This window comes from Bradyrhizobium sp. NAS96.2, from assembly GCF_001908235.1.
In the GTDB taxonomy this organism is placed as follows: Bacteria; Pseudomonadota; Alphaproteobacteria; order Rhizobiales; family Xanthobacteraceae; genus Bradyrhizobium.
Genome location: NZ_LGHK01000290.1, coordinates 1 through 9,317, shown reverse-complemented (window position 1 = coordinate 9,317; position 9,317 = coordinate 1). Strand labels below are relative to the sequence as shown.

Sequence of the window (9,317 nt, the reverse complement as noted above, 5' to 3'; positions counted from 1 at the left end):
GTGAAGGGTTGCGAACCCCTCATCTCAAGACAGGACGCCCCGTTGCGCTATCGTCTTGGCTACGCTGACCGCAGCAGCGCCCTACCGCGCGAGCGGTTTAGTCCTGTGGCCCTTAGCTGTCCTCGATCTTTGACGCAGTGATGGCTGCTTCTAATGGTGAAGCGGACATTGCAATACTGAATGAATGCCGGATTGAGTACACGGCCTAGCCGTCCTGCTCTGGATCGAGGCCGCGGGCGATCCGCACCAGCTGCGGCAGGCGCAGGATCTGCTCGGCCATCTTGCGCGCGTCATCTTTCGCCAGGCGCCGCATGAACCGGCGCCGGGTTTGCTCGTCCTCGAAATAGACATAGGCCAGATGTTGCTCGGCCGCGTCTTGGATCTCGAAACTCTCGGAGTGCTCCACGATGCGCCAGGGCTTCACAAACGGTTCATAGCCGCGCTCTTTTTTCGTCATGGCTATTCGTCGCCCTTGTTCTCGATCGCCTTCGGCTGCTGCTGCTCGAGCGCCTCGAGCAGCTCGCGCTGGCGCTTCTGCGCCTCGGCCGTGCGTTCCATCGCGGCGCGGACGTCGTCGACCGTTGCGCCGGTGTAGAATTCGGAAGTGATGGCAATCGTGGAATGGCCGAGCAGTTCCTGCACAATGCGCAGATTGCCGGTCGCGCGCAGCGTTCGCATCCCGGTCGTGTGGCGCAGGTCGTGAATGCGCGCATTGACGCCGGCTTTCGACCAGGCGCGATCCTTGTGCGACGAGAAGCCCTCGGCGGTGATCGGATAGCGCTGTCCTTTGACTAAGTCGCCGAGTTTGCGGCCCTTCCTGGTGCGGTTTTTCCAGGTCCGTTTCGCCTTGTAAGTAAAAACGAATTCCGGATGGTGACCGCGCCGGCGCCAAAGGATCGCGTAGGCCTCGCGTGACAGCGGCATGATCCTCGGCTCGTCGCCTTTGGTGATGACGGCGATCGTTCCGAGCTCGAAATTGACCTGCGACCATTTCAGCAACAGGTTTTGCCGGCGAAGCCCGGTGATGACTGCGAAGCGGCGCAGCTCGACAAAGTCGAAATCCTCGACCTCGTCGAGACGTTGCTCCTCGCTCGGCAGCAGTTCGCGGACCGGCCGTTTCTTTTGTTTGAGGCGGTGCTTTTTCCAGGTCGGCTCGTTCGGCAGAACCGCGTTCCAGTTCTCTTTCGCACGGCGCATCACGCGGCGCAGCAGATCCAGCGTGCGATTAACCGTCGACGGCGTGATCTGCCGATACAGGATTTTTGCTTTGCCCTTTTCCACGACCGTGCGATCGCGCCGCCGATCCTTCCGGCGTTCGGCGACGAGGTTCGCGACCGTGTCGTCGATAATGTCCTGCAGCAATATCTTGCCGCCGATAATCTCGACGATCCGGTCGAGCGCGGATTTGATCTTGAGGTCAGCCAAGTTCTGGCCGTGCTCGTCCCACCAGCGTTCGCAGGCGCGATCGAGCGTCAGCGGTCCTCGGCGGGCGGCGATCCAGCCGGCGACGAGCTCGCGAGCGCGCTCTTTTTCTTCCGCCTCGGCTGTACGCGCGTCACTCTCGCTCTCGCACTCGGTTGACCCGGAAAAGCGATAACCTTTGATCTGGAAATCGAAGTGCCAGTAACGGCTTTTGGCCGGGCGGTAGACGGACATGGCGTTGTTTCCTCGATCGCCTGCAGGAAAGCCTCGACGTCGGAGCGAGTGAACACGCGCCGAGGTTTTACGCGGCCCTTGCCTTTGATGCGGCAGGTCAGTCTTTCGTCGGCAATATGTCGCGCGATCGTGGTGCGGTCCATCGGCATCAGGCGCGCCAGCTTGGGAACGTCGATCGTCGCGAAGGCGGAGAAATGCGCGTCGAGCGCCTGCGGTAATGCAGTCATGGGGCTGCCTTTGGCTTGCGTTGCAGACGATCGTCGACGATCTCGGCTAGGCCGCGAGCGACCAGGCGGGCGGCGGTATCCTCGCGAATGGTGCGGGCGCCGAGGCGCCAGCCGCCGCGCGGGCGGCGGACGAAATGGTGACCGAGCGCGAGCAGGCGGAGCGTCACGGGTTGTCCCGAAATGGCACTGCTTCGCGCCAAGCGTGCGCGGGGCGGGATTGCAACGGGTTGAGTCCCCCCAACGCCTGAATCTTCTGGTTGCATAGTGCAGGGCGTGACCTTGTCGCTCAATTCACACCCGTAGATTTGCGGGCATTTCATTCAAATGGTTGTCCAACTAGAAACATTCCCGTTTCCGGCGCGGTGCCGGAGGGCCTGAGCAATAATCACAAAATGTGAATACAGGCAACGCTGAGATTAACAGCGTGTGAATGCCAGTGGAAAAACAACAATGAAAGCACTTATGTCGAGCCGTCCGCGGTCGTCGGACGCAAACCGTCATCTCGCGTTACAGCTCGCGATCCAGCTGCCTGATTCGACCGAGGACGCGCGCCAGGTCGTCGACGAGCTCGCCGTCCTGCTCGAGGGCTACATGACCGCGCCGGGGCCTCGGCCGCTATGGCAGCGGCAGGTCCTCGCGCTCGATCCGCCTTACCACGCCGGGCCGGCGCTGTTCTGGACTTTGGCGCTGTTTCTGCTGTGGATGCCGGTCGTCACGGCGCTGGTCGCGCTGGTCGGCGCTCCGTCGATCGAGGTCCCGATCATGGGGTCGCTGACGGCGGTCTGCTCGATCGTCTTTGGTCGACGCTATGGGGTGCTGTTCGGCGCGCTGGTCTGCCTCGGGCATAACCTGCTGATCGTACCGCCGGCGCTGGAATTGACGCTGCCGACCGCCTGCGAGCTCGTCTTGGCCTGCTGCTATGCCTGCGCTGCGATCGTGGTGCCGACGGTCGCAACGCATTCGGCGGCGTTGCGGGCTGCGGCTATGAGCGCTTGCGTGCGGCTCGCTCCTGCGCCTGGATCTGCGTCGCCAAATTGACGGGGACGTCGGAGGCCATGCCGCGATAGATCCAATTGAGGCCGACGCCGGTCGCCTTGCAGACCTTGAGGGCTGCATCGATCGTGATGCGCCGGCCGCCGGCTTCATAGTTGTTCCACTGCGGCGTATCGATCCCGACCAGGCGGCACCAGGCCGCCTGCGTCAATTTCATCGCCTCGCGCGTTCGCTTGAGGCGAAGCGCAACCTGCTCGGTACTCTCGGGATTTTGGTCTGATGATGCTGCCGCCATAACGAGCGGCAATGTCGCCGATGCTGCCAACATTTACCATTTACCCAATGTGAACGGTTTGGACATTCACAATCTGTGAAGTATCGTCCGGACGTCGTGAATGATTCGCACTTCAAAAAAGTTGGCACGGCAGCCGGCGTCGTTGACGCGGTCGGCGGGACTTTCAAGGCCGCGGAAATCGCTGGTTGCAAGCCGCCGGCGATCTCGAACGCGATCGCGCGCGGCCGTCTGCCTTCTCCGACATTTCTGATTTTCGAGGTCGAGCTCGCCGAGCGCGGCCTGGTCGCGCCGCCGGAGCTCTGGGGCATCCGGTCGCCTCGTCGCAAGCGTCGCTAACGGTTTTTCGCACAGGGGCAACATGGGGCGAGAGGCTACACGGGTTCCGGCCGGGAACGCAAAAAAGCGGACCGGCCAGCTGGCCGGGAAGAAACGGCCAGATGGCCGGTCGATCTCTCCGGCGATGCAGGCTTTCCGCAAGCTTTTCCCGCATCAGACCGCCGCTGAGCTCGCGATCCGGACCGGCGCCGAGATCCGTCACTGCGAGCGCTGTCTCGCTGGCGATCGAGATCTCGGCAGCGGCTTTCAAACCAAGCTGCTGCAGTCCGACGTCGGCGACAAGATCCTCGACGCGATCATGGGTGAGGCGCGGCCGGCCTGGTGGGTCGGATTCAAAAAACAGCTCGAGCTCTCGAAACTGGTCAAAGCGCAGGCCGAGCTCGGCCGGCAGATCGAATCCATGCAGCGCGGCATGGCGGATTAGTGGGGCAATCCATGGGGCAAGAGACTTTCGCCGGCGTCGACGTCAACGATCTGCGCTTTCTCGTCATGATGGGCTGCGTCCTGCTGCTCGCCGCGTTCGCTGCGATCGGCGCGGCGGCGCAGCCTTTCCTCGATCGCCGCCGCGATGCTGGCGCCGGTTTCCGCTGGGTGCGCCGATGACCAGGTCGGCCGCAGAAACCCGCGCGACGACGATCGCAAGGGACCAGCTGAAATCGATCATCGAGCGCATCGAGCGGCTGACCGAGGAGAAAAAGACGATCGCGGACGATATCCGCGATGTGTTCGCCGAGGCCAAGGGCAACGGCTTCGACGTCAAGGCGCTGCGCGCGATCATCAAGATCCGGCAGCAGGACCCGATTGATCGCGAGGCCGAGGAGGCGATCCTCGAGACCTACATGCAGGCGCTGGGGATGCTGTGATGCACGGCTCTTTCGCCAGTGTCCGGCCGAGCGAAATTGCCTCGATCGAGCGGCTGCTCGACTCCGGGCTGACGCCCTGGCGCCGCATCATCCTCTCGGCGCGCGATAACGTCTGGTCGCTGGTCGACGCCTGCGATTACGAGTGGCTGTCGAAAAATACCTGGAACGTGTCTTGGGGCTCGCGGACGCCCTGGCAACTCTACGCAAAGCGCAACGTCGGGCCGGAGCGTGCGACGCTGCGGCAACATCGCGAGATCAAGATCGTCCGCGATCCGCGATCCGAGCGGTTCATGCGGACGCATCACGTCGACCACGGCAACGGTCAGACGCTCGACAACCGCGACGACAATCTCTCGTGGTGCACCCACAAGCAGAACATGAAGAACCGCCGGCCGCGCGCGGCGATCCCTTCGCTCGAGCAGATCGTCCTCGAGCTGATGCGCGTTCACGACATCCCATTTCCGCAGGAGGTTCCGTTTTGACCGACGTTCCCGCATCCCAAGGCATGGGGCTAACAGCCCGGATGGCGGCTGCTCTGGCTGCAATTACCGAATTCGTCGGCCGTCATGGCGTGATGCCGTCGCGCCGGCTGCTGGCCGACGCGATGGGCTGCAGCCCGAACAATGCCAACCGGCTGATGCAGAGCCTGGTCGACCGCGGCGAGCTATCGACCGTATCGCGGGGCGGCTCGCTAGCCGGTTTCGGCCGTGCGGGCGTGCTGATCTCGATCCGGCCGCATATCGCGGCGCGGCTCGCGGCCTACTGCGCAGCGAATGACGAGCGTGTGATGGCGGTCGCGGAGGACGCGATCGCGCTGCATCTCGACGGGCTCGCGGGTGACGTCGCAACCGTCGTTCCGTGCGGCGACGGCGTTGCCATTATCGTCGACGACGAGGAGGGCTCCGCGTCGTGACCGAGCTCGTCCGATATGAGGCCGCGCGCCGCGCTCTGGCCGAGGCCGTCGCCGTCGACGAGGTCCTCGAGATCCGCGACGAATGGGAGGCGATCCGGCTCGCCGGGCTTGTTGCCAAGGATATTGAGCTGCAGCTCCATGCGGCGAAGATCCGCTTTCGCGCCGAGCGCCGCCTCGGCGAGCTGGTCCGCGAGCAAAAGAAGACGGTCGGCCTCGCCAAGGGCGGCCAGCCCTACCAGTCCGAGCGGGAACAGGTAGACCGGCCGGCGACGCTGGCCGAGGCGGGCATCGATCGGAAGCTGTCGGCGCGGGCGCAGCGGATCGCCGAGATGGGTGCGGAAGAATTCGAGGGCGCGCTCGTCCAGCATGAGACCGAGATGCGGTCGGCCAAGGGCCGCGTTTCGATGGACCTGACCAAGGTCGCCGCCGAGGAGAAGGGCCGCGAGCATCGCCGCAACGTAGCGCAGGCGCTGTCGGACGCCTCGGCGCTGCAGCCGACCGGCCGCAAGTATCCGATCATCTATGCAGATCCGCCGTGGCATCGAAACCAGGGCGTGACCAGCCGCTCCTATGAAAACCACTATCCGACCATGGCGTGGTCGGAGATCTGCGACCTGCCGGTCAAGGATATGGTGCTGCCGGACGCCTGGCTGTTTCTCTGGATTCCGCGCGCGCATCTGCTCGCCTGGCATGAGGCCGAGATCGAGGCGACGGATCTGCGGACCGGCGAGGTCATCAAGGTCCGCTGCCAGATGCCGCTCGCCTCGGCGGTCGCGCTTTCATGGGGCTTTGAGTCCTACTCGACGGCCTTCGTCTGGACGAAAAACGATGACGAGCATCCGGACGAGGCCGGCGGCGCCGTGCTGGTGCGCGACCAGGACGAGCTGCTGCTGCTGTTCAAGCGCGGCAAGGGCCTGCCGAAACCGGCGAGCGGCGAAAAGTTCGGCTCAAACCATCGCGAGCGGTCGCGTCCGCTCGGTCACTCGCGCAAGCCGGAGCATTACCGGCGCATGATCGCCGCGATGGGCGGCGGCGTGCCGGCGCTCGAACTGTTCGCGCGCGTCGACGCCGAGCATCCGCTGCCGACCGGCTGGCATGCGTGGGGCAACCAGGCCGCGGCGCCGGCAGACGAGCCGAGCGGCTCGCGCTGGATGACGCGCGAGGAGGTCATCGCGGCTGACATTGCCGCAATCGAGCGAATTGATTCCCAAGCGATCGCGGGCGCGAGCTCGACGCCTGACGGGGCGTCAGCGAGTATAGAGCCGCCGCGCGATCGGACTGCCGATGGTCGGTCATCGGACGAGGCCGCAACGGGTAGCCATAGCGCTGCGGCCTCACAGTTAGCGGACGCCGGAGCTCACGCCGGCGATCGTCCAGCCCTAACGGACGCTGTTGCCGCGTCTCCGATCGGGGAAGTCGTTTCGAGCGTCGCCGTAACGGGCCGCGCCGATACAGCCGAGCCGCCGGCGAACCGACCTGGACGCGAAATTCCTGCCGACGACGGGCTCGACATCCCGGCGTTTCTGCGCCGCGCGACTAAGCCGGCGCCAGAGCTCGTCGTTGCGCAAAGCGAGATGGATCTCGCGCGCATCGATCGCGCGCCGGCCGAGGTCGTCGACGATCGCCTGCAAACTCGATTGCCGCTGACCGAGGACGAGCTCGACATGCAGGCCGCGCTGCTCGCGATCGACGCCGGCGAGAAGATCGACGGCGACATGGTTCGGCATCTGGTCGGCGCCGGTTTCGCGCATTGCTCGACATCCAGCGTCAAGGTCAGCGACGCCGGCCGCGATTTCCTCGCGCAGCTGGTTGCGTCGCCGGCGCCGGCCGAGATCGAGGCGCGCGCATGACCGACAAGGTTGCTCTATTCCGGCAGATCGCTGCGGTCGAGAACGAGATCAAGGATCGCAGCGCCGGCTCGCGCTCGAGGCTCGATCGCTCGGCGTCGCAGCGCCAATGCGACGGGCTCGAGGCTGGCGCGAAAACACTGCGCTGGCTGCTGCAAAACGAGGCTCGCATCGCTGCCGCGGCGACGCTGCCGGCCGGCGCAATTTCGATGACCAGGCAGGCCACTGCCGTCGAGACCGAGCTCAAGGATCGCCGCAGCGGCGCGCGCGGCAAGTTGAGCTCGGCTGCGGCGATCTATCAACGCGATGGCCTCGAGGCCGCTGCGAATACGCTGCGCTGGTTGCAGCAGAACGAGGCGAGCATCAAAGGGGCAATGCGGCAATGAAGCAAACGAAACTGGCATCATTCGCGGAGAGCGCGATCAACGTCTTGGTTGGCTTCGGCATCAGCCTTGCGGCGCAGGTCTATTTCCTGCCGCTGCTCGGCGTCACGGTCTCGATCGCACAGAACATCACGTTCGCCCTAATCATGATCGTGATCTCGATCTGCAGATCGTACCTGCTGCGCCGGCTATTCGAGGCGCTGCATATCCGCCGGCCGCTGTCGCCGTTCATGCAGGCTGTTATCGCCGAGCGGTTTCGCCAGGTCGAGCGCGAGGGTTGGTCGACCGAGCATGACGACGGATACGATCGCGGTACGCTGGGCCGGGCTGGCGCCGCGTTCATTCTGCACGCCGGCACGGAATCGCCAGCGGTCCCGCACGAATGGCCTTGGACGCGCGAATGGTGGAAGCCGGCAGGTTATCGGCGCGACCTGGTCCGCGGCGTCGCATTGGCGATCGCCGAGGGCGAGCGGTTCGATCGCAACCGGAATCCGACCGGAGTGCCGGCGCGTTTGAGGCGACCGCTTGCGGCGCAGGAGCAGCGGCAATGACGCAGCTCGAGATCGCAGCGCTCGCCGTCGGCGCGTTCGGCCTGTTCATGTTCGGCTATTCGCTGGGTTGGATGCAGCGCGGACGGTGCGGACGGATCTGGTTCGATCGGGCAGGGCAGTGCCTTTGCATGGATCGAGCCTTGTCGCCGGCCGAGGTCGACGAGGTCCGCCGCATCTGGCGTGAGGCGGCGACGGAAGGGCGCGAGCTGCAATGAAGGCTTCGCGCAAGAGCTCGACGCGGCACAAGTGGGGCGAAAAGGTGCGTTTCCCGCTCAAGACCGAGCAGCAATGCAGCCGCTGCGACATGGTGAAGGTAGGTCGCCGCGAGGGCGGTCCTGCTGGTTATTGGGATGAATTCTGGCGCGGCGAGGAGCGCATCCATTGCACAGCGACGCCGGCCTGCGATGCGCGGCGCGAGGTGACAGCATGAGCCGCGGGCCGGCCTGGACGGCGGAGGAGCATGCCGAGCTGATACGCCTGCGCAGCGGTGACGGCGTCACTATGCGCCCTTGGGCAACGATTGCGTTGCCCGGCCGAACCAGCAAGGCGTGCGAGAATGAGTTTTATAAAGCGCGTCTCGCGCAGCGGACGATCTCGGCATTCCAAAAGAAGCGGCGCGGCCGGCCGCCTGGTCCGGCAGTCAAGCCTGCTCTGGTCGACGAGGTCGCGATCGCAGCGCCCAAGGCGAGATGCGAGCGGCGGCAGCAGGATCTCGACGTTCTGCGCGATTGGGCCGAGCTGCGCGATCGGATCGCCGTTTGCGGTCTGACTGGCGGCGTCCTGGGAGATCCTCGGCCAGGGCGTAGCGCGCTCGACCAGCGCAGGGCGGCGAGTAGGGACGGCAATGGCGCCGGCTAACGGGATCGTGCGCTGCCTGGCCGCCGAGGGGCCGGAGGCGATGGCCCTGGCCGAGGTCATCTGCCAGCTGGTCGTCAAGGGTGCCGAGCTCGGCGAGCTCGAGGAATACGAGATCCCGGATCGCGACGCGCTCGCCGCCGGCGTCGTCGATCCGCCGCGGCTCAAGCGTCGCGGTTTCCGCCGCGAATGGCTCGAGCGGCTCGACGTCGCAATCGAACGGGATGCGTTCTTGCGCATGTCGACGCGCGACATCGTCGATCGCCTGCTGCAGCCGCGGCTGTGAATTTCCAAGTGTTTGTTGCGTCCAGCGTTTCCCGAATTCTCTCTGGTTAGGAAGTTAAGATGACCGCGAAAAAGCGGGCGCGACGCATCGCCTCGGATGAGGCGACGGCATG

General features: G+C 65.0%; 18 protein-coding genes. 14 read left to right on the top strand and 4 right to left on the bottom strand.

Annotated elements, in window-relative coordinates:
• Positions 1–205 precede the first annotated feature (205 nt).
• The 3 genes from AC628_RS39880 to AC628_RS43575 all read right to left on the bottom strand — a co-directional run bounded on the left by AC628_RS39880 (position 206) and on the right by AC628_RS43575 (position 2,050).
• On the bottom strand, positions 206–457 hold the full coding sequence (locus tag AC628_RS39880; protein WP_074132192.1) for a hypothetical protein: 252 nt from the start codon (positions 455–457) through the stop codon (positions 206–208).
• Positions 458–459: 2 nt separating this feature from the next.
• Positions 460–1,656, bottom strand: coding sequence for a tyrosine-type recombinase/integrase (locus AC628_RS39875; protein ID WP_083633306.1), 1,197 nt, complete (start codon positions 1,654–1,656; stop codon positions 460–462).
• A 223-nt stretch (positions 1,657–1,879) separates the two neighbouring features.
• Complete coding sequence (locus tag AC628_RS43575; protein ID WP_245321566.1) at positions 1,880–2,050, bottom strand: hypothetical protein; 171 nt, start codon at positions 2,048–2,050, stop codon at positions 1,880–1,882.
• A 283-nt stretch (positions 2,051–2,333) separates the two neighbouring features.
• Between AC628_RS43575 and AC628_RS39870 the strand changes: the two genes are divergently transcribed.
• Positions 2,334–2,921: a hypothetical protein gene (locus AC628_RS39870; protein WP_143202059.1), complete on the top strand. Its 588-nt coding sequence runs from the start codon at positions 2,334–2,336 to the stop codon at positions 2,919–2,921.
• Here AC628_RS39870 and AC628_RS39865 read toward each other — a convergent pair.
• Positions 2,866–3,171 carry a helix-turn-helix domain-containing protein gene (locus AC628_RS39865; protein ID WP_074132188.1) on the bottom strand — a complete coding sequence of 102 codons (306 nt, stop codon included), beginning with the start codon at positions 3,169–3,171 and terminating at the stop codon, positions 2,866–2,868. The genes AC628_RS39870 and AC628_RS39865 overlap by 56 nt on opposite strands.
• A 75-nt stretch (positions 3,172–3,246) precedes the next feature.
• Between AC628_RS39865 and AC628_RS39860 the strand changes: the two genes are divergently transcribed.
• The 13 genes from AC628_RS39860 (at position 3,247) to AC628_RS39805 (ending at position 9,205) form a co-directional block, all read left to right on the top strand.
• Positions 3,247–3,507, top strand: a complete 261-nt coding sequence (locus tag AC628_RS39860; protein ID WP_083633304.1) for a hypothetical protein — start codon at positions 3,247–3,249, stop codon at positions 3,505–3,507.
• Positions 3,508–3,631: 124 nt separating this feature from the next.
• Positions 3,632–3,931: a hypothetical protein gene (locus AC628_RS39855; protein WP_074132186.1), complete on the top strand. Its 300-nt coding sequence runs from the start codon at positions 3,632–3,634 to the stop codon at positions 3,929–3,931.
• 11 nt (positions 3,932–3,942) lie between these two features.
• Entirely contained in the window at positions 3,943–4,110 is a 168-nt protein-coding gene (locus AC628_RS44555; protein WP_168193540.1) for a hypothetical protein, read from the top strand.
• Positions 4,107–4,370 carry a DUF2312 domain-containing protein gene (locus AC628_RS39850; RefSeq protein WP_074132184.1) on the top strand — a complete coding sequence of 88 codons (264 nt, stop codon included), beginning with the start codon at positions 4,107–4,109 and terminating at the stop codon, positions 4,368–4,370. The genes AC628_RS44555 and AC628_RS39850 overlap by 4 nt, the downstream gene beginning before the upstream one ends.
• Positions 4,370–4,852, top strand: a complete 483-nt coding sequence (locus AC628_RS39845) for an HNH endonuclease (protein WP_074132181.1) — start codon at positions 4,370–4,372, stop codon at positions 4,850–4,852. Before AC628_RS39850 ends, AC628_RS39845 begins: the two co-directional genes overlap by 1 nt.
• On the top strand, positions 4,849–5,283 hold the full coding sequence (locus AC628_RS39840; RefSeq protein WP_245321565.1) for a LexA family transcriptional regulator: 435 nt from the start codon (positions 4,849–4,851) through the stop codon (positions 5,281–5,283). The genes AC628_RS39845 and AC628_RS39840 overlap by 4 nt, the downstream gene beginning before the upstream one ends.
• A complete protein-coding gene (locus AC628_RS44550; protein WP_074132178.1) occupies positions 5,280–7,133 on the top strand; it encodes a hypothetical protein in 1,854 nt (617 codons plus the stop codon). Before AC628_RS39840 ends, AC628_RS44550 begins: the two co-directional genes overlap by 4 nt.
• A complete protein-coding gene (locus tag AC628_RS39830; RefSeq protein ID WP_074132176.1) occupies positions 7,130–7,516 on the top strand; it encodes a hypothetical protein in 387 nt (128 codons plus the stop codon). The genes AC628_RS44550 and AC628_RS39830 overlap by 4 nt, the downstream gene beginning before the upstream one ends.
• Positions 7,513–8,064, top strand: a complete 552-nt coding sequence (locus tag AC628_RS39825; RefSeq protein ID WP_074132175.1) for a DUF7220 family protein — start codon at positions 7,513–7,515, stop codon at positions 8,062–8,064. Before AC628_RS39830 ends, AC628_RS39825 begins: the two co-directional genes overlap by 4 nt.
• Positions 8,061–8,279 (top strand): hypothetical protein, encoded by a 219-nt coding sequence (locus AC628_RS39820; protein ID WP_074132173.1) that lies wholly within the window; start codon positions 8,061–8,063, stop codon positions 8,277–8,279. The genes AC628_RS39825 and AC628_RS39820 overlap by 4 nt, the downstream gene beginning before the upstream one ends.
• Entirely contained in the window at positions 8,276–8,494 is a 219-nt protein-coding gene (locus AC628_RS39815; protein WP_074132171.1) for a hypothetical protein, read from the top strand. The genes AC628_RS39820 and AC628_RS39815 overlap by 4 nt, the downstream gene beginning before the upstream one ends.
• The gene (locus AC628_RS39810; RefSeq protein ID WP_074132170.1) at positions 8,491–8,922 is read left to right on the top strand and encodes an SANT/Myb-like DNA-binding domain-containing protein; all 432 of its coding nucleotides are present in this window, start codon (positions 8,491–8,493) and stop codon (positions 8,920–8,922) included. Before AC628_RS39815 ends, AC628_RS39810 begins: the two co-directional genes overlap by 4 nt.
• Positions 8,909–9,205, top strand: a complete 297-nt coding sequence (locus AC628_RS39805) for a hypothetical protein (RefSeq protein WP_074132169.1) — start codon at positions 8,909–8,911, stop codon at positions 9,203–9,205. Before AC628_RS39810 ends, AC628_RS39805 begins: the two co-directional genes overlap by 14 nt.
• Positions 9,206–9,317: the final 112 nt, after the last annotated feature.

Bases quoted from the DNA above. Each gene is read 5' to 3' on its own strand.
- AC628_RS39845 (WP_074132181.1), top strand. From the start codon at position 4,370: ATGCACGGCTCTTTCGCCAGTGTCCGGCCGAGCGAAATTGCCTCGATC.
- AC628_RS39875 (WP_083633306.1), bottom strand. From the start codon at position 1,656: ATGTCCGTCTACCGCCCGGCCAAAAGCCGTTACTGGCACTTCGATTTC.
- AC628_RS44555 (WP_168193540.1), top strand. From the start codon at position 3,943: ATGGGGCAAGAGACTTTCGCCGGCGTCGACGTCAACGATCTGCGCTTT.
- AC628_RS39880 (WP_074132192.1), bottom strand. From the start codon at position 457: ATGACGAAAAAAGAGCGCGGCTATGAACCGTTTGTGAAGCCCTGGCGC.
- AC628_RS39830 (WP_074132176.1), top strand. From the start codon at position 7,130: ATGACCGACAAGGTTGCTCTATTCCGGCAGATCGCTGCGGTCGAGAAC.
- AC628_RS39865 (WP_074132188.1), bottom strand. From the start codon at position 3,171: ATGGCGGCAGCATCATCAGACCAAAATCCCGAGAGTACCGAGCAGGTT.
- AC628_RS39850 (WP_074132184.1), top strand. From the start codon at position 4,107: ATGACCAGGTCGGCCGCAGAAACCCGCGCGACGACGATCGCAAGGGAC.
- AC628_RS39855 (WP_074132186.1), top strand. From the start codon at position 3,632: ATGCAGGCTTTCCGCAAGCTTTTCCCGCATCAGACCGCCGCTGAGCTC.
- AC628_RS39870 (WP_143202059.1), top strand. From the start codon at position 2,334: ATGAAAGCACTTATGTCGAGCCGTCCGCGGTCGTCGGACGCAAACCGT.
- AC628_RS39825 (WP_074132175.1), top strand. From the start codon at position 7,513: ATGAAGCAAACGAAACTGGCATCATTCGCGGAGAGCGCGATCAACGTC.
- AC628_RS39815 (WP_074132171.1), top strand. From the start codon at position 8,276: ATGAAGGCTTCGCGCAAGAGCTCGACGCGGCACAAGTGGGGCGAAAAG.
- AC628_RS39805 (WP_074132169.1), top strand. From the start codon at position 8,909: ATGGCGCCGGCTAACGGGATCGTGCGCTGCCTGGCCGCCGAGGGGCCG.
- AC628_RS39820 (WP_074132173.1), top strand. From the start codon at position 8,061: ATGACGCAGCTCGAGATCGCAGCGCTCGCCGTCGGCGCGTTCGGCCTG.
- AC628_RS39810 (WP_074132170.1), top strand. From the start codon at position 8,491: ATGAGCCGCGGGCCGGCCTGGACGGCGGAGGAGCATGCCGAGCTGATA.